The organism is Micromonospora sp. AKA38 (genome assembly GCF_027925725.1).
In the GTDB taxonomy this organism is placed as follows: Bacteria; Actinomycetota; Actinomycetes; order Mycobacteriales; family Micromonosporaceae; genus Micromonospora.
Map to the genome: position 1 here is coordinate 1461832 of NZ_BNEI01000005.1, position 20025 is coordinate 1481856.

A 20025-nucleotide genomic window follows, 5' to 3' on the forward strand; every position below is an offset into this window, starting at 1 on the left:
TCAGCCGAGGTCGACGATGAGGGGGCGGTGGTCGGAGACGGTGGAGGGTGGGGTGTCGACGGCGGTGACGGGTGGGAGCCGGTCGAGGTGGTGGGGGTCGGCGAGGATGTGGTCGAGTTGGACGCGGGGTTGTCCGGCCGGGTAGGTGGGGAGTCGGCCCAGGGGGCGCCAGCGTGACAGCGCGGCGGCGGGGCCGGCGGGGAGGTTGAGGTCGCCGAGCAGGATGCGCGGGGCGGGCAGCGCGCGCAGGGCGCGCACGACGCGGCGTAGTTGCCACATGTTCCAGCCGGGGACGAAGGACAGGTGGGTGGCGGCGACGGTGAGTGGGCCGTGGGGGGTGTCGAGGAGGGCGGCGAGGACGACGCGGGGTTCGTCGCGGAGCAGGACGAGTCCGCCGCGGGGGCCGGGGATGTAGATGGGTGAGCGGACGGGTGCGGCGGGTAGGCGGGTGACCTTCCAGGAGCGGACGGGGTGGCGGCTGATGAGGCCGACGCCGTAGAGGGGTTCGCCGTGGCCGTCGTCGTCGTGGGTGAGGGGGCGGAAGTGTTCGCCGGGGGTGCCGACGACGGCGGCGGCGAAGCGGTGGTGGTCGGCGTGCAGGGCGTGGGCGGCGAGGGCGGTGAGGTCGAGTTTGCCGCTGCGGGTCTGGTCGCGGTCGACTTCCTGGAGGGCGAGCACGTCGGCGTCGAGGGCGGTGACGGCGGCGGCGAGTCGGTCGGGGTCGACGAGCCCGTCGGTGAGGGAGCGGCCGTGCAGCAGGTTGAAGGTGGCCAGGCGCACCTGCACACCCTACGTGGTGGTGGCAGGCTGGTCGGATGGTGAAGCTGTTGTGTTGTTCGGTGCTGGTGTTCGTGGCGGTGGCGTCGGTCGGGTTGTGGGTGCGGCGTCGTCGGGGGCGGTGAGGCTGGCCACAGGGGTGCTCGCGGGTGGTGGCGGGGTGGGCAGAATGCGGCCGTGGATGCCGGGTCGTTGGTGACGTTGCTGGCCGCTGCGGCGTTGGCCGGTTGGGTGGACGCGGTGGTGGGTGGTGGCGGGTTGCTGTTGTTGCCGGCGTTGTTGCTGGCGGCGCCGGGGGTGCCGGTGGCGACGGCGTTGGGGACGAACAAGTTGGCGGCGATCTTCGGGACGTCGACGGCGGCGGTGACGTATGCGCGGCGGACGAGGCTGGACTGGGTGGTGGCGGGTCCGGCGGCGGGGTTGGCGGTGGTGACGGCGGGGTTGGGGGCGGCGTTGGCGGGGGCGGTGCCGGCGGGGGCGTACCGGCCGGTGGTGTTGGTGGTGTTGGTGGTGGTGGCGGTGTTCGTGCTGACCCGGCCGCGGTTGGGGGTGGTGGCGTCGCCGTCGCGGCGGACCCGGCGGCGGGTGGTGGTGGCGGTGGTGGTGGCGGGGTTGGGGGTGGCGTTGTACGACGGGTTGATCGGTCCGGGTACGGGCACGTTCCTGGTGTTGGCGTTCACGGCGTTGGTGGGTGCGGATTTCGTGCACGCGTCGGCGATGGCGAAGGTGGTGAACGCGGGTACGAATCTGGGGGCGTTGGTGGTGTTCGGGGTGACGGGGCACGTGTGGTGGTTGTTGGGGGCGGCGATGGCGGTGTGCAACGTGGCCGGGGCGGTGGTGGGCGCGCGGATGGCGTTGCGGCGGGGTGCGGGGTTCGTGCGGGTGGTGTTGTTGGTGGTGGTGTTGGCGTTGGTGGCGCGGTTGGGTTACGACCAGTGGGTGGCGGTGCGGTGATGGTGGTGCGGGCGGAGCACGACCGGGCGGTGCTGGCCGGGTTGTTGGGTCGGGATCCGGTGTTGCACGCCTACCAGTTGGGTGATCTGGACGATTTCTTCTGGCCGTACACGTCGTGGTTCCGGTCGGGTGACGAGGTGGTGTTGCTGTACCACGGGGTGGAGTTGCCGACGTTGTTGGCGTTCGCAGCGCCGGATCGGGTGGCGGCGTTGTCGGGGTTGCTGGTGGCGGCGGCGCCGGTGTTGCCGGCGCGGTTGTGGGCGCACCTGTCCCCTGGTCTGGAGGCGACGGTGGCGCGGTGGTACGCGGTGTCGGACGCGGCGGCGCATGTGCGGATGGCGTTGACGGAGCCGGGGCGGTTGGCGGCGGTGCCGGCGGTGGGTGAGCCGTTGGGGCGGGCGGATCTGCCGTTGTTGCGGGAGTTGTACGCGGTGGCGTATCCGGGGAACTGGTTCGACGCGCGGATGGTGGACACCGGTCAGTACGTGGGGGTGCGTGCGGGTGGCCGGTTGGTGGCGGTGGCGGGGGTGCACGTGTTCTCGCCGCGGTGGCGGGTGGCGGCGGTGGGGAATGTGACGACGCATCCGGAGGTGCGGGGGCGTGGTCTGGGGGCGGGTGTGGTGGCGGCGTTGTGCGCGCGGCTGCGGGCGTCGGTGGATCATGTGACGTTGAACGTGCGGGTGGACAACGTCGCGGCGGTGCGGTTGTACGAGCGGTTGGGATTCACCCGGGTGGCCGGGTTCACCGAGTGCGCGTTGACCCGGTTGCCCGGCTGACGGGGGCGCTGGGGTGTCAGCGGCCTCGGCTGGGTGAGTCGAAGCGGCCGGCGCGGATCTCCCGGAGTGCGTGGCGGCGGGTGTCGCCGCGCAGGGTGTCGACGTAGAGGCGGCCGCGTAGGTGGTCGGTTTCGTGTTGCAGGGCGCGGGCGAGGAAGCCGCTGCCGGTGATGGTGAGGGGTTCGCCGTGCTGGTCGTAGCCGTGGGCGGTGGCGTGCAGCGCGCGGGGGGTCGGGAAGTAGAGGCCGGGGATGGACAGGCAGCCCTCGTCGTCGTCCTGGAGTTCCTCGGACAGTTCCAGGGTGGGGTTGACGAGGTGGCCGCGGTGGCCGTCGGCGTCGTAGACGAAGACCTGGGTGTTGACGCCGATCTGGGGGGCGGCGACGCCGGCGCGGCCGGGGGCGCCGAGCAGGGTGTCCATCAGGTCGGCGACGAGGGCGCGTAGTTCGGTGTCGAAGGTGGTGACGGGTTCGCTGGGGGTGCGCAGGACGGGGTCGCCGATGATCCGGATCGGGCGCATGGTCATGCCCGGAAGGCTATCCGTTGCTTACCGGTGCGGGGGTGCCACCCGCCGGTGGGAGCAGGCCGGTGTCGGCGATGCGGTCGCGTAGTGGGCGGTGGCGTAGGGCGGTGAGCACGGCGTACAGCTCGTCGGCGAGGGGTACGGGCAGTTCGGTGTCGAGGTGGCGCATGGCGGCGGTGGTGGCGGCCCATTCGGCTTCGACGGCGGGCAGCAGCGTGTGGGCGCGGTCGGTGAGGGTGACGATGCGGTGGCGGGCGTCGGTGCCGGGGGTGAGGGTGACCAGGCCGGCGCGGCGCATGCCGGCGACGGTCTGGCTGGCGGCGGAGTGGGTGACGCCGACGCGGGCGGCGAGGTCGCGGATGGGTAGTGGTCCGTCGGTGACCAGGGCGCGGACCAGGGGTGAGTAGCGGGGCCGGTAGTCGGTGAGGCCGAGTCGGTCGTGGACGGCGGCGACGTCGCCGTCGAGCAGTTCCAGGACGTGGCGCAGCAGGGTGCCGAGGGCGTCGCGGTGGGGGGCGGTCACGTCCGCTAATGTAACAGCGCTGTTGTTTTCGGTGCGGGGAGGACCTGGGGCATGTATCCGCCGATCGAGCCGTACGCGTCGGGGCACCTGGACGTCGGTGACGGCCAGCGCGTCTACTGGGAGACCTGCGGCAACCCGGCCGGCCGGCCGGCGCTGGTGGTGCACGGCGGTCCCGGCTCGGGCGCCGACGCGTCGTGGCGGCAGTTGTTCGACCCGGCCGCCTACCGGGTCGTGCTGTTCGACCAGCGCGGCTGCGGGCGCAGCACCCCGTCGGCCGCCGATCCGGGGACCGACCTGTCGGTGAACACCACCGGCCACCTGGTGGCCGACATGGAGGCGCTGCGCGTGCACCTGGGCGTGCCGCGGTGGCTGCTGTGCGGCGCGTCGTGGGGCTCGGCGCTGTCGTTGGCGTACGCGCAGGCGCATCCGGGGCGGGTCACCGCGCTGGTGCTGTTCAGCGTGGTGGCCAACACCCGCCGCGAGATCGAGTGGGTGACCCGGGACATGGGCCGGGTGTTCCCGCAGGAGTGGGCGCGGTTCCGCGACGGGGTGCCCGAGGCCGAGCGGGACGGCGACCTGGCCGCCGCGTACGCCCGACTGGTCAACGACCCCGACCCGGCGGTGCGGGAGCGGGCGGCGCGCGACTGGTGCGACTGGGAGGACGTGCACGTCTCCCTCGCCGGCGGGTACGCGCCCAGCCTGCGCTACGCCGACCCGGTGTTCCGGTACGGGTTCACCCGGCTGGTCACCCACCACTTCGCGAACCTGGGGTTCGTGCCGGACGGTCAGTTGCTGCGCGACGCCGGCCGGCTCGCCGGCATCCCCGGGGTGCTCGTGCAGGGCCGCCTGGACGTCAGTGGCCCGCCGGACATCGCGTGGCGGTTGACCCGGGACTGGCCGGACGCCCGGATGGAGATCGTCGAGTCCGGCGGGCACGGCCGCGGCCACGGCGTCGGTGAGCGGGTGGTGGCCGCCCTGGACGCGTTCGCCGCCGCCTGAGGCCCGCGGCCGGGCGGGTCAGCCGGCGGCCAGCAGCGCGCGTACCGGGGCGGCTTTCGCGGCGGCCTCGGCGACCTCGGCGGCGGGGTCGCTGTCCCAGGTGATGCCGCCGCCGGCCCACAGGTGCAGCCGGTGGGCGTCGGCGGCGGCGGTGCGGATGGTCAGGCCCAGGTCGAGCCGGTCCGGCCCGACCCAGCCCAACGCGCCCATGCCGGCGCCGCGTCCGACCGGCTCCCGCGCGGCCACCTCGGCGAGCGCGGCGTGCTTCGGCGCGCCGGTGACCGACCCGCCGGGGCAGACCGCGCGCAGCAGGTCGGCCAGGCCCAGGCCGTCGGCGGGCGCCGCGGAGACCGTCGACTCGGCCTGCCACAGGTCGCACCAGCGGCGTACGGCGAACAGCTCGTCGACCCGGACGGAGCCGGTGCGGGCCACCCGGGCCAGGTCGTTGCGTTCCAGGTCGACGATCATGATGTGTTCGGCGCGTTCCTTGGCGGAGGCGAGCAGGTCGCGGCGGCCGGCGGCGGTGGCCGCGCGGGTGCCCTTGATCGGGCGGGTGACCAGCCGGCCGTGTTCGGTCGCGACGAGTGTCTCCGGGGAGGCGCAGCCCAGCGCCCAGCCGGGCCCGGTGAGGGCGCCGCCGTAGCGGGCGCCGGGCAGCGCGGCGAGGCGGCGCAGCGCCGGGCGCGGGTCGCCGGTGTAGTCGGCGGCGGCGTGCCCGACGAGGTTGACCTGGTAGACGTCGCCGCGGGCGATGGCGGCGCGGACCGACTCGACGGCGGTGGCGTGCGCGTCCGGCGTCCAACTGTCGCGCCAGTCCCCCAGCCGCCAGCCGGTCGGCGACGGTGGCCGGTGCGGGCGGTCGCCGTGGTGGTAGACGACCACGACCAGGTCGGGCAGCGCCGGCAGGGGCGTGGGCGCGCCGGTCGGCGCGCCGACGGCGTACGCGCCGGCGGCGGCGGACAGGAACAGCGCCGCCCCGCACGGCCCGTCGGCGGTGTGCCGGCCGGGCCGCGACAGGTCGTCGACGTCGACGCCGTACGCGGTGAGGAAGCGTTGCGCGAGGTCGGTGGGGTCGCCGCCGTCGCCGAGGCGCCACTGCAACCGGGCGGTCTCGACCAGCCGGGACCGGCAGCCGGGTGGCGCGCCGGGCACCGCGACCGGCACGTGTGGGAGCGCTTCCACACCGTCTGGACCGTTCCGCCTCATCCGTTCAGCCGATTCTGGGTGAACAAGCCGCGACCTTGCTCGGTGTTGCGCGGTTGAGCTTGGTACTGTGCGTCACTGGTCATGTGAACCATGACACAGTGCCCCCACAGTCCGGAGAACCCGATGTGTCAGCACCAGCCCACCTGCCCCTCCGCCGACGCGACCGACCGCGAGGCCGCCCGCGTCCTCGCCTGCTTTCCTGAGCAGGGCTGGAGCCTGCTCTGCAACGGCGTCATCATCTTCGAGGACACCGGTGAGCTGCTCCCCGACGGGCGGACCATCGCCCCGCACCGGGGACCGGCCCGCCACGCCCTCGTCGCCTGAGCAATCACACAGCGTCAGTGAGCGTACGCGCCGACGAAGCCCGTCGGCGCGCCGGCCGGGGCGGCGATCCACCACCGCCCCGGCGTGCACGCCCTCAGTCCTCGAACGCCTCCGGCGCGGGACACGAACAGACCAGGTTCCGGTCCCCGTACGCGCCGTCCACGCGCCGCACCGGCGGCCAGTACTTCCCCGCCCGGTCCACCGCCCCCGGATAGGCGCCCACCGACCGCGGGTACGGGTGCGGCCACTCGTCGCCGGACACCATCGCCGCGGTGTGCGGCGCGTTCGACAGCGGACTGTCGCCCGCCGGCCACTGCCCGGACCCCACCTGGTCGATCTCGGCGCGAATGGCGATCATCGCGTCGCAGAACCGGTCCAGCTCGGCCAGGTCCTCACTCTCGGTCGGCTCCACCATCAACGTGCCCGCCACCGGGAACGACATCGTCGGCGCGTGGAAACCGTAGTCGATCAGCCGCTTCGCGACGTCGTCGACGCTCACCCCGGTCGCCTTCGTCAACGGCCGCAGGTCCAGGATGCACTCGTGCGCCACCAGGCCCTTGTTGCCGGCGTACAGCACCGGGAAGTGCTCCCGCAGCCGCACCGCCACGTAGTTCGCCGCGAGCACCGCCACCGCGGTGGCCCGCGCCAACCCGTCGGCGCCCATCATCCGCAGGTACGCCCACGGGATCGGCAGGATCCCCGCCGACCCGTACCGGGCCGCGGAGATCGCCGGCCGGCCGTCGACGGGCGCGCCCACCGGGTCACCGGGCAGAAACGGCGCCAGGTGCGCCCGCACCGCCACCGGACCCACCCCCGGCCCGCCGCCGCCGTGCGGAATGCAGAACGTCTTGTGCAGGTTCAGGTGCGACACGTCCGCGCCGAAGCGCCCCGGCTTGGCGAACCCGACAAGCGCGTTGAGGTTCGCCCCGTCGACGTACACCTGACCGCCGGCGTCGTGGACCTTCGCGCACAACTGGGCGATGCCCGTCTCGTACACGCCGTGCGTCGACGGGTACGTCACCATGATCGCCGCGAGGGCGTCCCGATGCTTGTCGATCTTCGCGTCGAGGTCGACGAGGTCGACGTTGCCGTCGGCGTCGCAGCCCACCACGACCACCCGCATGCCGGCCATCACCGCCGACGCGGCGTTCGTGCCGTGCGCCGACGACGGGATCAGACACACGTCCCGGTGCCCCTCACCCCGGTCCCGGTGGTACGCGCGGATCGCCAGCAACCCGGCCAGCTCCCCCTGCGACCCGGCGTTGGGCTGCACGCTGACCGCGTCGTAGCCGGTCACCTCCGCCAGCCAACCCTCCAACTGGGCGATCAACTCCCGGTAGCCGGCGGTCTGCGCGTCCGGCGCGAACGGGTGCAGGTGCGCGAACTCCGGCCAGGTGACCGGCTCCATCTCCGTGGTGGCGTTCAGCTTCATCGTGCACGACCCCAACGGGATCATGCCCCGGTCCAGGGCGTAGTCGAAATCAGCCAGCCGCCGCAGGTACCGCAGCATCGCCGTCTCCGAGTGGTGGCTGCGGAACACCGGATGGGTGAGCACGTCACCGGTGCGGGCCAACCCGTCGGGCAGCGCCACCTCCACGTCACCGTCGACACCGTCGACGCCGAACGCCGCCCACACCGCCCGCAGGTGCGCGTCGGTGGTCGTCTCGTCGCAGGACACCCCGACCCGGTCGGCGTCCACCAGCCGCAGGTTCACGTTGCGCGCCGCCGCCGCGGCCACCACCTGCGCGGCCCGACCCGGCACCGTCACGGTGACCGTGTCGAAGAACGCCACGTCCGCGACATCGACACCGCCGGCACGCAGCCCGGCCGCCAACCGCGCCGCCGCCGCACGGGTACGCCGGGCGATCGCCCGCAACCCGTCCGGGCCGTGATAGACCGCGTACATGCCGGCCATCACCGCCAGCAGCACCTGCGCGGTGCAGATGTTGCTGGTCGCCTTCTCCCGCCGGATGTGCTGCTCACGGGTCTGCAACGCCAACCGGTAGGCGGCACTGCCGTCGGCGTCACGCGACACCCCGACGAGACGGCCCGGCAACATCCGCTCCAGACCGGCGCGCACCGCCAGGTAGCCGGCGTGCGGCCCACCGAACCCCATCGGCACCCCGAACCGCTGGGTGGTGCCGGCGGCGATGTCCGCGCCGATCTCCCCGGGCGGGCGCAGCAACACCAACGCCAACAGGTCCGCCGCGACGGTCACCAACGCGCCCACCGCATGCGCCGCCTCGACCAGCGGGGCGTGGTCCCGGACCGCCCCCGACGCGCCCGGGTACTGCAGGTGCAGGCCGAAGAACTCCGCCGGCAACTCCTCGACGTCGACGTCGACGACCCGCACCTCGATACCGAGCGGCTCGGCGCGACTGGCGATCACCGCGACGGTCTGCGGCAACGCGTCGGCGTCGACCACGTACACCGGGCTCTTGCTCTTCGACGCGCGGCGCGCGAGCGTCATCGCCTCCGCCGCGGCGGTGCCCTCGTCGAGCATCGACGCGTTCGCGGTGGCCAACCCGGTCAGGTCCGTGACCATCGTCTGGAAGTTCAGCAACGCCTCCAGCCGACCCTGGCTGATCTCCGGCTGATACGGCGTGTACGCGGTGTACCAGGCCGGATTCTCCAGCACGTTGCGGCGGATCACCGCCGGAGTGTGCGTGCCGTGGTAACCCAGGCCGATCATCGACACGGCCACCGTGTTGCGAGCCGCGAGCGCCCGCAACTCGGCCAGGGCCTCCCGCTCCGAGGCCGGCGCCGGCAGGTCCAGCGTCCCGTGCCAGCGGATCACCTCGGGAATCGCGGCGTCCATCAGCTCGTCCACGGAGCCGTAGCCGACGGCCTCCAACATGCGGCGCTCGTCGTCCGGGCCGGGGCCGATGTGCCGATCGGCGAACTGCTCAGCGGTCATGCGCGGCGCTCCTTGTGGGGGCGAGGTCGACGGGTCGGCCTCCCCCTGAGTCACGCTGACGCGCTCCACAGCGCCTGCCCACGTGGTCCTTTTGCCTGAGAGGTTCCGGGGAGAATCTGCCCCTTCGGCGCCGTCGGGTCGACGGTCTCTCCCACGTGGGTGGTACCGGCACCCCCCACGCTACCAGCGGCCGTGTTTCCCGCTCATGTCCCAGGGTGTGATCACACCGGCGCCGGCTCGGCGAACCCGGCGGCCAACGCGGTCAACGTGGCGCCCAGCGGCGCGTCCAGCCGCACCGCCGCATACCCGTCGCCGCGGGTGACGCCCTGGTTGACGATCGCCACCGGAATGCCGCGCTTCGCCGCCCGCAACACGAACCGCCGCCCCGACATCACCGTCAACGACGACCCCAGCACCAGCACCGCCCGGGCCCCCTCCACCAACGCGAAACAGTCCGCCACCCGCGGCGCCGGCACCGTCTCGCCGAAGAACACCACATCCGGTTTCAGCATGCCCCCGCCGCACACCCCGCAGTCGACGACCCGGAACCCGGCCACCGCCTCGTCCGGCAGCTCCACGTCACCGTCGGGGTTCACGTGCGCCACCCGCGCGTCGAACCCCGGGTTCGCCTCGGTCAACCGCCGGTGCAGCTCGTCACGGCCGGTCAGGTTGCCGCAGTCCAGACACGTCACCTCGTCGAGCCGGCCGTGCAACTCGATCACCCCGGTCGCGCCGGCAGCGGTGTGCAACCCGTCGACGTTCTGCGTGACGATGCCGTCGAGCAGCCCCGCGTGCTGCAACCGGGCCACCGCCCGGTGCCCGTCGTTGGGCGCCGCCCGCGCGATGGTCCGCCACCCGAGATGGCTGCGCGCCCAGTAGCGTCGCCGCGCCTGCGGGTCCCGGGTGAACGCCTGGTAGGTCATCGGGGTGTGCCGCCGCGCCGCGCCGCTGGGCCCCCGATAGTCCGGGATGCCCGACTCGGTGGACAGGCCGGCGCCGCTGAGCACCACCACACCCCCGCCGGCCAGCAGCCGCGCCAACCCCTCGAACGCATCACTCACCCCACCATGCTGCCTCGCGCACCCCCGCCCGCCCACCCCGCCAGGGCCGATCATGAGATTGGCGGCACGATCCGACGCGCCACCCACCGCCAACCTCATGATCAACGACGCTGGTCGCCCGGCACGACGACCACCGGCGGGCTACGTTGAGCACATGCGCGTCGTCATCGCCGGAGGCCACGGAAAGATCGCCAAGCTGCTCGAACGGGACCTCGCCGGACGCGGCGACACCCCGGTCGGACTGATCCGCAACCCCGACCACGCCGCCGCGCTGCGCGCCGCCGGCGCCGAACCGGTCGTGTGCGACCTGGAACACACCGACGCCGACACGCTCGCCCGGCACCTCGCCGACGCGGACGCGGTGGTGTTCGCTGCCGGCGCCGGCCCCGGCAGCGGCGCCGACCGCAAGGACACCGTCGACCGCGGCGCCGCCGTGCTGCTCGCCGACGCCGCCGTCCACGCCGGCGTCCGCCGCTACCTGCTCGTCTCCTCGATGGGCGTCGACGACGCGCCCGCCCCCGGCACCGACGACGTGTGGGCGGCCTACCTGCGGGCCAAGAAAGCCGCCGAGGACGACGTCACCGGCCGCGACCTCGACGTCACCGTGCTACGGCCCGGCCGGCTCACCGACGACGAACCCGGCGGCCGGATCACCCTCGCCCGACACGTCCCACCCGGCGCGATCAGCCGCGCCGACGTCGCCCGCGTCCTCCTGGCGCTGCTGGAGACCCCCGGCACCGCCGGGCACACCGTCGAACTCGTCGCCGGCGACACCCCCGTCGCCGACGCCGTCGACGCGCTCACCCGCTGACCCACCACCCACCGCCGGCCTCGCCGGTCCGGCCCACCCGCACGGCGGGCCGGACCGGCGCTCACCGCTGGTGACGCGGCAACGCCGGCTGCGGCGCCTCCCGCGTGAGACGCTCCATCGTCCGCGCCAACTGCTCACTGCCGTCGTCGAGATGCCGGGCCGCCGCCCGCATGTGCGACATCATCATCTCGCCGAAGATCCGCAACGCCTCCCGCGTCGCCACCGAATCGTCCACGTCGCCACCGGCGGCCCGGCGGTACTCCACCACCGCCCGCTCAGCCTCCTGCTTCGCCTCCTCCGCCGCCGCCCGCAGATAACTCTCATACTGCGTCCGGGCGTACTCGGCGACCCGACGGGCATAGTCGTGAGCCTGCGCGATGATCTGCTCCGCCTCCCGCTGCGCCGCCGACAGCAGATTCACCTCCTTCGCCGCCGGCCGCACCGGCGCCTCCGCGCTCGGAATCACCCCGTGCCGGTGCAACTCCAGATGATCGTTGAGCCGCTCGTTCTCCGCCCGCAGATTCGCCACCTGGGTAGCCAGCAGATCCAACTCGTCGGCCACCTGCACCCGGAACCGGTCCACATCGGCCTGCTCATAGCCACGCCTGGTGAACGCCGCCGACCCGAACTCCCACCGCCGCACCCGGTCCGAGGTCAACCGCACCTGCACCGACCCGGACACCTGCTGCGCGTCGTAACCACTGATCGGGGTCGCACTCATCGGACCACCTCCGTTCGCGACTGCGGGGCTCGCAGGACCGGCTCACTCACCGGACCACCCCGGACTCGTCGGCGGCCGTGACGGCACGCCACGCCGGCCCGTACCACTGCTTGCCGAAACCCTCGTGGTGCAACTGACCCGGCCGGTAACCGGCCCCCGTCAACGCCGCCACCGACTGGCCCACCATCTCGTCGGACCCGCACACGTACACGTGCCGCGACCGCCAGTCCCCGTCGGCCAACACCCGGTCCACCATCCGCGCCGGCTCACCCGGCCGCACCGGATCCGACCCCGCCACGTACGACACCCGCAACCACGGACACGACGCGGCCACCTTGTCGATCGCCTCGCTGTCGTAGAACTCCGACCTCGACCGCGCCCCCACATACAGGTCCACCCGCCGGCCCGACCCCTCCGCCGCGACCTGCTCCACCAACGCCTTCACCGGCGCCCAACCGGTCCCACCGGCCAACAGCAGCAGATCCGACGACCCGGCCAGCCGCAACGTCAACCCGTCCCCCACCGGCGCCGCCAGATGGATCTGATCCCCCGCCGCGCACCCGTACACCAGCCGCGACGACACCGCGCCACCCGGCGCCGCCCGCACGTGCAACTCCACCGTGCCGTCCGCGCGCGGCGCGTTCGCCGGCGAGTAGTACCGCCACGACCGCACCGCCGGATGCGACACCCCGATCGACTGCCCCGGCACGAACGGCAACAGATACTGCGGCCGCACCGTCAACACCGCCACGTCGAACGTGCGCTGCTCGTGGGTCAACACCTCCGCCACCCACCACGGCGGCGAATGCGCCTCCGCCGCCTGCGCGGCCTCCGTCATCACCCGCGACACCAACCCGTACGCCGCCACCCAGTCGGCCGCCAGCTCCTCGGACCACCCGTCACCGCAGAAATGCCGCAGCGTCTCCACCAGCGCCTCACCGACCGCCGGGTAATGCTCGGCACGCACCGCGAACTTACGGTGATCCGCACCCAGCTGCCGCAGGAAACCAACAAGCCGATCCACCTGGTCCACGTGCGACACGATGTGCCCCAACGCCGACACCAACCGGTCCCGCTGCCCCGCCATGTTCGTGCCGAACATCTGCCGGGTCTCCGGATGCGCCAGGAACAACGTCGAATAGAAGTAGAGCGGCACCTGGTCACCGTGCCCGGCGACCACCGACCAGCTCTGCCTGAGCCGATCCACGTCCACGCTCAGGCGTTCCCCGCCGACACGATCTGATCCCGCACCTGCCCCAACACCACCTGCACGTCGGCGATCACCTCCGCCGGCACACCCAACTCCACCAACGTCGCGCTCAGGTGCTCACCGACCCGCGCGTAGTGCGCCCCCGGAATACCCAACGGCTGATGCGCCTCCGCCAACCCCCGACCCGCGTACTCGTCCGGCCCACCCAGCACCACCGTCAACATCAACGCCAGATGCCGCCGCTGCGCCACCATGTCCACGTCGGCGAAGTAGCCGGCCAACTCCCGATCCGCCAACACCCGGTCGTAGAACAGCTCCACCGCCGCCTTCACCGCCGCCGCACCACCGATGCGGTCGTAGTGGGAGATCGGGGTGGCCTCATTCGTCACCGTCATGCTCGGTCCTTCCGCCAAAGGGGCCCCGCGGCGACGCCGCGGCAGGGACAACGCCAGTCGACGCGACAACACGCACCGTGACATCGACGCGTCGACGACAGTGACGGACCATAGCGCGCCCACCGCCACCGTTCACGCCTGCCCCAACCCCATCCCGACAACCCTCAACTACGGACAGTCAACAAAACGCCCCCGGGACCCCACCCGAGCAACCCACAGTCTCTTTCGGACACCGCACCACTACCCATCGCGACCTGCGCACACCCCACCCACCACCGAAACCACCCCACCCCACCCCACCCGCTCACCCACCGTCACCAAACAAAAGATCGCGCCGGGCCGAAAAGCCACGACGCGATCCCAAAACCGAAACGCCGACGAATCACCCGGCACGACGCCGCGCACGACGCGCCGCCAACTCGTCCCCCACCGAATCCGCCTCCGGCTCCGGCTCCACCGGAACCTCCCGACCCGACCCACCCGCCGGCTCCGCCGGCAGATGCGACAACGAACCCTGGATCTCCTTGAACGCCCCACCGATCGCGATGCCGAACACGCCCTGGCCACCCTGCAACAGGTCGACCACCTCCTCCGGCGACCGGCACTCGTACACCGTCGTCCCATCGGAGATCAACGTGATGCCCGCCAGATCATCCACCCCACGCGACCGCAACGCCTCGATCGCCCGACGGATGTTCTGCAACGACACCCCCGCGTCCAACAACCGCTTCACGACCTTCAACACCACCAGATCGCGGAACGAATACAACCGGGACGTCCCCGAACCCGACGCGTCCCGAACACTCGGCACCACCAGCGACGTCCGCGCCCAGTAGTCCAACTGCCGGTAACTGATGCCCACCGCCGAACACGCGGTCACACCCCGATAACCCACCTCGCCGTCACCGAACGACTCGGGCCCCACACCCGCCTGCTGCTCCGAACTCGGACCAGGATCCCGCGGCTCGTGCATCCGGACCAACCTCCCCGCCCGTGCGGCGCCACGTCGACTTCCCCGTACGCGCACCCCTCGACACGGCAACCCTAACGCCGGACAGCCGACAACACCGGCAGGAGAACCCCGACACGCCGCGCCACCAATCCACGACAGCACACACGGCGGTCAGCCGCCACCACCGTGACAACCACCGCCGCGCACCCCGGCCACCCAGCCGGCCACCAGTCAGCCCGCGAAATCCTCCGGCCGCACCTGCTCCAGGAACTCCCGGAACTTCTCCACCTCGTCCTCCTGCTCGTCCGGAATCACGATCCCCGCCTCACTCAGGACCTGCTCCGCACAACGAATCGGCGCACCCACCCGCAACGCCAACGCGATGGAGTCACTCGGCCGCGCCGACACCCGCACCCCGTCACCCAGCAGCAGATCCGCGTAGAAGACGTTCTCCTTCAACTCGGTGATCTCCACCGCCCGCAACGGCGCCTGCAACGCCGCCAACACATCCCGCAGAAGATCATGCGTCAACGGCCGCGCCGGCTTGACCCCCTGCTGCTCATAAGCAATGGCCGTCGCCTCGACCGCACCGATCCAGATCGGCAGATAGCGGTCCCCCTCGACCTCCCGCAGCAGGACGATCGGCTGGTTGCTCGGCAACTCCACCCGAACTCCGACCACGCTCAGCTCGCGCACCGCCGCCTCCGTGTCGTCGTCACCTGCGCACCGCGCCCTTCCCTGCACGGTACACGGACCAGGACACGAGAGTCCCACGCGCTACGTGCACCACGCCTCGACAGACGGGCTTACCCCGGCAAGCCTACGACACGCCCATCCCGGCCGATCTTTCCGCGCCCATCCACGACGAAAGGGGCCGGGCACCCACCGGCACCCGACCCCCACCGACAACCTCACCGACCCAACGTCGACCGCAGCCCCACCCGCACCAACGCCGCGTGCAACTGCTGCGACAACGCCATCAACTCCCGCGCCGTCTCCGCCGCCCGCGCCCGCGCCGCCGGATCACTCTGCCGCGCCAACGGCGCCACCAACTGCGCGAACAGACCGACCTCCCGATCCGCCGCCGACCGGTACGCCCGCAGATGCCGCGGCTGGAACCCGTACGCCGCCAACCCCGCCACCGCACTCGCGATGATCAACGCATCCCCGTCGTACCAGCCCGGCGGATCCGACACCAGCACACCGAGCCGCTCCAACTCGACCAACGTCGACTCGTCGACCCCGCTACGGGCAATCAACTCCGCCCGACCCAGCCGCACCTCCGGCGACTCCACCGGCTCCGGCGGCTCCCGACCCGGCACCACACCACCCGGACCGACCGCCACCAGATTCGGCCGCGCCCGCCCCGGCGGCGACGCGTCCGAGCCGTCCCACTGCGCCAACTGATCCCGGATCACCCGCAACGGCAGATACTGATCCCGCTGCGCGGACAACACGAACCGCAACCGCGCCACGTCGTCCCAGCCGTACTTCCGGTAACCCGCCGGCGTCCGCTGCGGCTCCACCAGGCCCTCGGCCTCCAGGAACCGCAACTTCGAGATCGTCACGTCCGGAAACTCCGCCCGCAACTGCGCCAGCACCTCGCCGATACTCATCAGCGCAGGCGCCCGCCCCGCCCCGGACGGCGTCGAAGCCGCAGGCTCGTTCACCCCCGGCCGGCCTCCTCCTCCGGGCGCGGACCAGCGATGAACACGACCCGGAACTTGCCGATCTGCACCTCGTCACCGTTGCTCAACGTCGCCGCCTCGACCCGCTCACGGTTCACATACGTGCCGTTCAGGCTGCCCACATCCCGCACCGTGAACGTGCCGCCGTCCCGATGGAACTCCGCGTGCCGCCGCGACACCGTCACATCATCGAGGAAGATGTCACTGTCCGGGTGCCGACCACTCGTCGTCACATCGTGATCCAACAGGAACCGGGCACCCGCATTCGGGCCCCGCCGAACCACCAGCAACGCCATTCCCGGCGGCAACGAACCGGACATGCGGCTCGGCACCACATCGGTGTCCGGCCCCTCCAGCACTTCGTCGAGCGAACCGAGATTGAGCGTCGAAGTGACGTCGAGCGGGGGGAACTCGTCGTCGGGCCGCGTCATGGGACCACCTCACGGATCTGTTCGGTCGGCGTCGGGGAATGGCGGGTCTGGCCGCCGGGCTAACCCACACCCGGCGGCTGGCTCCCCATGCCCGGGAAGGCGCATTCCGCAACGCTCAAACAATTGGTTCTCGGTCGACTGGGCGAGCCTAGCCAGCGCCGAAATGCAGGGCAACCGGACGCGCGGAACCAACCCCGCCCGCCCGGCACGACACGAACTCAGCTCTCGGTGAGCTCGCGGTACGCGTCAGCGGTCAACAGACCCTCGACCGCCGCCGGATCATCCGGAGTGATCTCCACCAACCAACCCGCACCGTACGGATCCGTGTTGATCACCTCCGGCGTGTCGGTCAACGCCTCGTTGCGCGCCGACACCGTGCCACTCAACGGCGCGTAGATCTCCGACACGCTCTTCGTCGACTCGATCTCCCCCAGCGACTCACCGGCCGCCACCACCGCACCGGAGTCCGGCAGCTGCACGAACACGATGTCACCCAGGGCATCCTGCGCGAAGTGCGTGATACCGACGCGGACGACACCACCGTCACCACCGACCACCCACTCGTGCTCGGCGGTGTACCGCAGATCCTCAGGAATCACCAGCTGCGTCCTTCGTCATCGGTGCACCGGACGAACCGGCGCGGGCCGCGACCGGTCAGGAGACCGGCCGGGCGTGGTCCAGCTTGATCGGCGCGTGCAGCTGCGAAACCTCCACAACCTCACGATCCTCGGACGTCACGTTACCGGCGGCGTCCCGCACCGATGAGACCACCCCGCCCGGAATGTTCAACGCCGTACGCATCGTCGCCGGGTCACCGATCACCAGGATCGTGTACGGGCCACTCAACCGCCGCCCGTCCACCACCAGACCCCCACCCGACGCGTCCACGAAATACGTCGACGCGATGACCCGCACCGCGGTGCCGTCCGCGCCCTGGATCTGCATCGCCTCCGCGCCCGCACCCCGCAACTCCTGCACCGCGTCCAGGATCCGCGTCGACGACATCGCCTTCTCCGGCCCCGAGAACCGCACCTCAAGACCCGGCCCCACCGCCGGCAGCGTCCCCGCCAGAATGCCCAGCTCGTCCGCCCGCCGCGTCGCCTCCTCCAACGCCGCCTGCCGCCCCAGCTCACCGGAGCGCAACTGACGCTGGCTCTCCTCCAACGCCTCGATGTCCTGCCGCAGCCGCCGCTCCCGCGAATCCAGATCCGACGAGATCCGCACCAGGTCCTCCTCCCGCGTCGCCGCGAGCGTCGGATCCGTCGACGTCGTCTTCAACTGCACCACAAGCGTGAAGCCCAACAACGCCAGCAACACCGCGATCATCGCGCCCGCCGACGTCAACCGCCGCGACACCGGCGCACGATCCGGCGCCGCCGCGGCCCCCGGCTCCTCCGCCGGCGCCGGCACGTCCTCCCGCTCCCCCGGCGCCAACGGCTCCACGGGCTCCACCGGCGCCAACGGGCTCAACTCGTCCGGATCGGGCGCGTCCGGACGCGGATCCGGCTCACCCGCCGGACCCGACGGCCGCCCCGGCCCCACCGGCGACGGCCAGCCCGTACCCGTCTCCCTGTGCTCCTCGCTCATCCCCACCAACCTACGCCCGGAACAGGTGCCGGCGGATCGCCGCCACATTCCCGAAAATGCGCACCCCGAGCACGACCACCACACCGGTGGACAACTGACCGCCCACCCCCAGCTGGTCACCCAGGTACACGATCAGACCCGCCACCAGCACGTTCGAGATGAACGACACCACGAACTGCTTGTCGTCGAAGATCCGGTCCAGCTTCGCCCGCACCCCACCGAACACCGCGTCCAACGCGGCCACCACCGCGATCGGCAGATACGGCTGCAACGCCGCCGGCACCGTGGGATCCAGATACACCCCCAGCACCACCCCGGCGAGCAACGCCAGCACCGCGATCATCGGCCACCTCCGGAGGGACTGGGAGAAACACCCGAGCCGGACGGCCCGGGACTGGACGAGCCCACGACACCCGAACCCGACGGCACCGGGCCCGGACTCGCCGGCGACTCGGCGTAGCGTAGCCGTGGCTCCGGAGCCGCCGGCAGGGTGAGGCCGTCGACCTCCTTCACCCCGAACGACAACCCCGTCGTCTTCGCCACCTCACGCATCAACGCCGCCGCCCGACCGTCGTCGAACCGGTCCCGCATCGACCCCGGCCCGATCGCCTGCACCTCGTACGGACTCGTCACCGGCCGGTAGTCCACCAGGATCGCCTCCCCGGCCTGCCGGATCGTCGACGTCGCCGTCAGCCGCTGCCCGTTGATCGACACCGCCTCCGCACCCGCCGCCCACAGACCGTTCGCGACCTTCTGCAGATCCGAGTACAACACCTGCGACGGACCCGCCTCGGCACCCGTCACCGCGTCCTTGTCACGCGGCGCGTCCACCAACCGCACCACCACACCGTCGCCCCGCACCCGCCCCAGGCCCGTCCCCGCCTCAAGATTGCGCAACCGGGACGCCTGCGAGCCGCTCAACGCCGCGTCCCGCTGCCGACCGACCTCCACGCGCAACTGCTCCGCCCGCTGGGTCAACCGGTCGGTCTCCGCCTCCCGCTGCTTGATCTCCGCGATCAACCCGGCCCGCGCCGTCGCCCGGCTCGGCTCCTCCGCCATTGTCTCCCGGTACGCCACCGCGAACAGGAACCCGATCACCGCCAGGACCACCAGACTCACCGGCCGGGCCAGCACCTGCCGCACCCGCGACACCGGACCGACCGCACGCCGCGCCGCGGCGTCCCCGTACCCCGGATCCAACGGATTGCGGAACAACTCGGTCAGGAAGTCCGGCGCGTACACCCGCGCCGACGGGTCGCGTTCCCCGTCCCGCGGCGGCGCCGCCGTCACGCCGACACCCCCGCGCGCCGGGCCCGCATCGCCCGGACCAGCCGGCGCGCCTGCACCACGTACATCGCCCCGGCGGCCCAGTAGAGGACCAGCCCCCACCAGGCCAGCCCCCAGCCGATCGCCCCGGCGACGGTGGCCGCGCCCGGCGCGGCGTCGGCCAGCAGCAGGATCGGGAACGCCGCCAGCAGCAGGAACGTCGCGGTCTTGCCCACGTAGTGCACCGGCGGCGGGCCGTAGCCGTGCCGGCGCAGCACCCCCAGTGAGCCGAGCAGCAGCAGCTCCCGGGCCAACAGCGCCGCGGTGAACTGCCAGGGGACCACCTCGCGGGCCGTGAAGGCGAGCAGCGTGGCGAGAATGTAGAGCCGGTCGGCAAGCGGGTCCAGCAGCTCACCCAACCGGCTGACCTGCTGCAGGCGCCGGGCGATCCAGCCGTCCACCCAGTCGCTGGTGCCGCCCACCGCCAGCACCACGATGGCGACCACGTCGGCGCGGACCACGAGGAAGAGATAGAGGAACAGCGGCACGCCCAGCAGCCGGACGAAGCTGATCAGGTTCGGCAACGTGAGGACGCGGTCCGCCGCGACCGTAGCCGTGTCCCCCGGGTGCTCCGCTGGAGCCGGCCGACGCGACACCCCTCACCCTCCCTCCGCAGCACGGTCCGGCGGCCGTCGAACGGCCGCCGGAGGAACGTGCGCGTTGTCGGCCGGTCAGACGCCGGCAGCCTCTGCGATCCCGGGCTGGGACCTCCCCGATGCGGCCCGCGGTCACAGCGACCCGGGCCGGCCAGTTGCGCTGCCACTATATCGGGCTTCGCGCGTTCTTCCGGCTGTCGTGCTGCGTGGCTGCTCAGCGTGGCGGCGGTGGGCAGCGTCACATCGCG

At 72.2% G+C, this 20025-nt stretch carries 23 protein-coding genes and 1 riboswitch; of the genes, 5 read left to right on the forward strand and 18 right to left on the reverse strand.

Annotated elements, in window-relative coordinates; translation table 11 throughout:
• A complete protein-coding gene (locus tag TPA0908_RS23385) occupies positions 1 to 780 on the reverse strand; it encodes an endonuclease/exonuclease/phosphatase family protein (protein ID WP_281941288.1) in 780 nt (259 codons plus the stop codon).
• A gap of 174 nt (positions 781 to 954) precedes the next feature.
• Here TPA0908_RS23385 and TPA0908_RS23390 point away from each other — a divergent pair, with 174 nt between their 5' ends.
• Together TPA0908_RS23390 and TPA0908_RS23395 are read left to right on the forward strand one after the other, a co-directional pair.
• Complete coding sequence (locus tag TPA0908_RS23390; protein WP_281941290.1) at positions 955 to 1731, forward strand: sulfite exporter TauE/SafE family protein; 777 nt, start codon at positions 955 to 957, stop codon at positions 1729 to 1731.
• A complete protein-coding gene (locus TPA0908_RS23395; RefSeq protein WP_281941292.1) occupies positions 1731 to 2507 on the forward strand; it encodes a GNAT family N-acetyltransferase in 777 nt (258 codons plus the stop codon). The genes TPA0908_RS23390 and TPA0908_RS23395 overlap by 1 nt, the downstream gene beginning before the upstream one ends.
• Before the next feature lie 16 nt (positions 2508 to 2523).
• Here TPA0908_RS23395 and def read toward each other — a convergent pair whose 3' ends face one another.
• Together def and TPA0908_RS23405 are read right to left on the reverse strand one after the other, a co-directional pair.
• Positions 2524 to 3033 (reverse strand): peptide deformylase, encoded by a 510-nt coding sequence (def, locus tag TPA0908_RS23400; RefSeq protein ID WP_281941294.1) that lies wholly within the window; start codon positions 3031 to 3033, stop codon positions 2524 to 2526.
• Positions 3034 to 3043: 10 nt separating this feature from the next.
• Positions 3044 to 3553, reverse strand: a complete 510-nt coding sequence (locus TPA0908_RS23405) for a MarR family winged helix-turn-helix transcriptional regulator (protein ID WP_281941296.1) — start codon at positions 3551 to 3553, stop codon at positions 3044 to 3046.
• Between the two features lie 51 nt (positions 3554 to 3604).
• Between TPA0908_RS23405 and pip the strand changes: the two genes are divergently transcribed.
• Positions 3605 to 4552: a prolyl aminopeptidase gene (gene pip, locus TPA0908_RS23410; protein ID WP_281941298.1), complete on the forward strand. Its 948-nt coding sequence runs from the start codon at positions 3605 to 3607 to the stop codon at positions 4550 to 4552.
• 18 nt (positions 4553 to 4570) lie between these two features.
• Here the strand turns inward: pip and TPA0908_RS23415 are convergent, their stop codons facing one another.
• Positions 4571 to 5758: a chorismate-binding protein gene (locus TPA0908_RS23415; protein ID WP_281941300.1), complete on the reverse strand. Its 1188-nt coding sequence runs from the start codon at positions 5756 to 5758 to the stop codon at positions 4571 to 4573.
• A 123-nt stretch (positions 5759 to 5881) separates the two neighbouring features.
• Here TPA0908_RS23415 and TPA0908_RS23420 point away from each other — a divergent pair, with 123 nt between their 5' ends.
• Complete coding sequence (locus TPA0908_RS23420; RefSeq protein WP_107157847.1) at positions 5882 to 6082, forward strand: DUF5999 family protein; 201 nt, start codon at positions 5882 to 5884, stop codon at positions 6080 to 6082.
• A 94-nt stretch (positions 6083 to 6176) separates the two neighbouring features.
• Here the strand turns inward: TPA0908_RS23420 and gcvP are convergent, their stop codons facing one another.
• Both gcvP and TPA0908_RS23430 read right to left on the reverse strand, forming a co-directional pair.
• The gene (gene gcvP, locus TPA0908_RS23425; RefSeq protein ID WP_281941304.1) at positions 6177 to 8999 is read right to left on the reverse strand and encodes an aminomethyl-transferring glycine dehydrogenase; all 2823 of its coding nucleotides are present in this window, start codon (positions 8997 to 8999) and stop codon (positions 6177 to 6179) included.
• Between the two features lie 73 nt (positions 9000 to 9072).
• Positions 9073 to 9163: riboswitch (glycine riboswitch) on the reverse strand.
• A gap of 57 nt (positions 9164 to 9220) precedes the next feature.
• Positions 9221 to 10114, reverse strand: coding sequence for an NAD-dependent protein deacetylase (locus TPA0908_RS23430; protein WP_281942674.1), 894 nt, complete (start codon positions 10112 to 10114; stop codon positions 9221 to 9223).
• A gap of 100 nt (positions 10115 to 10214) precedes the next feature.
• Between TPA0908_RS23430 and TPA0908_RS23435 the strand changes: the two genes are divergently transcribed.
• Positions 10215 to 10871, forward strand: coding sequence for an NAD(P)H-binding protein (locus TPA0908_RS23435; RefSeq protein WP_281941306.1), 657 nt, complete (start codon positions 10215 to 10217; stop codon positions 10869 to 10871).
• Between the two features lie 61 nt (positions 10872 to 10932).
• On the opposite strand, the gene TPA0908_RS23440 is transcribed toward TPA0908_RS23435, so the two are convergent.
• The 12 genes from TPA0908_RS23440 to TPA0908_RS23495 form a co-directional block, all read right to left on the reverse strand.
• Positions 10933 to 11592: a DivIVA domain-containing protein gene (locus TPA0908_RS23440; RefSeq protein WP_281941308.1), complete on the reverse strand. Its 660-nt coding sequence runs from the start codon at positions 11590 to 11592 to the stop codon at positions 10933 to 10935.
• A gap of 46 nt (positions 11593 to 11638) precedes the next feature.
• A complete protein-coding gene (locus tag TPA0908_RS23445) occupies positions 11639 to 12799 on the reverse strand; it encodes a globin domain-containing protein (RefSeq protein WP_281941310.1) in 1161 nt (386 codons plus the stop codon).
• Between the two features lie 8 nt (positions 12800 to 12807).
• Entirely contained in the window at positions 12808 to 13197 is a 390-nt protein-coding gene (locus TPA0908_RS23450) for a group I truncated hemoglobin (RefSeq protein ID WP_281941312.1), read from the reverse strand.
• Positions 13198 to 13579: 382 nt separating this feature from the next.
• Positions 13580 to 14170 (reverse strand): MerR family transcriptional regulator, encoded by a 591-nt coding sequence (locus TPA0908_RS23455; protein ID WP_281941314.1) that lies wholly within the window; start codon positions 14168 to 14170, stop codon positions 13580 to 13582.
• Positions 14171 to 14380: 210 nt separating this feature from the next.
• On the reverse strand, positions 14381 to 14845 hold the full coding sequence (locus tag TPA0908_RS23460) for a bifunctional nuclease family protein (protein WP_088647333.1): 465 nt from the start codon (positions 14843 to 14845) through the stop codon (positions 14381 to 14383).
• A 215-nt stretch (positions 14846 to 15060) separates the two neighbouring features.
• The gene (ftsR, locus tag TPA0908_RS23465) at positions 15061 to 15765 is read right to left on the reverse strand and encodes a transcriptional regulator FtsR (RefSeq protein WP_281941316.1); all 705 of its coding nucleotides are present in this window, start codon (positions 15763 to 15765) and stop codon (positions 15061 to 15063) included.
• A 50-nt stretch (positions 15766 to 15815) separates the two neighbouring features.
• A complete protein-coding gene (gene odhI / locus TPA0908_RS23470) occupies positions 15816 to 16268 on the reverse strand; it encodes an oxoglutarate dehydrogenase inhibitor Odhl (RefSeq protein WP_007071101.1) in 453 nt (150 codons plus the stop codon).
• Positions 16269 to 16486: 218 nt separating this feature from the next.
• A complete protein-coding gene (gene gcvH, locus TPA0908_RS23475; RefSeq protein ID WP_107157839.1) occupies positions 16487 to 16867 on the reverse strand; it encodes a glycine cleavage system protein GcvH in 381 nt (126 codons plus the stop codon).
• 55 nt (positions 16868 to 16922) lie between these two features.
• On the reverse strand, positions 16923 to 17855 hold the full coding sequence (locus tag TPA0908_RS23480; protein ID WP_281941321.1) for a DUF881 domain-containing protein: 933 nt from the start codon (positions 17853 to 17855) through the stop codon (positions 16923 to 16925).
• Between the two features lie 10 nt (positions 17856 to 17865).
• The gene (locus TPA0908_RS23485; RefSeq protein ID WP_007071104.1) at positions 17866 to 18198 is read right to left on the reverse strand and encodes a small basic family protein; all 333 of its coding nucleotides are present in this window, start codon (positions 18196 to 18198) and stop codon (positions 17866 to 17868) included.
• Positions 18195 to 19145 carry a DUF881 domain-containing protein gene (locus TPA0908_RS23490; RefSeq protein ID WP_281941323.1) on the reverse strand — a complete coding sequence of 317 codons (951 nt, stop codon included), beginning with the start codon at positions 19143 to 19145 and terminating at the stop codon, positions 18195 to 18197. Before TPA0908_RS23490 ends, TPA0908_RS23485 begins: the two co-directional genes overlap by 4 nt.
• Positions 19142 to 19777: a CDP-alcohol phosphatidyltransferase family protein gene (locus TPA0908_RS23495; protein ID WP_281941325.1), complete on the reverse strand. Its 636-nt coding sequence runs from the start codon at positions 19775 to 19777 to the stop codon at positions 19142 to 19144. The genes TPA0908_RS23490 and TPA0908_RS23495 overlap by 4 nt, the downstream gene beginning before the upstream one ends.
• Positions 19778 to 20025 lie beyond the last annotated feature (248 nt).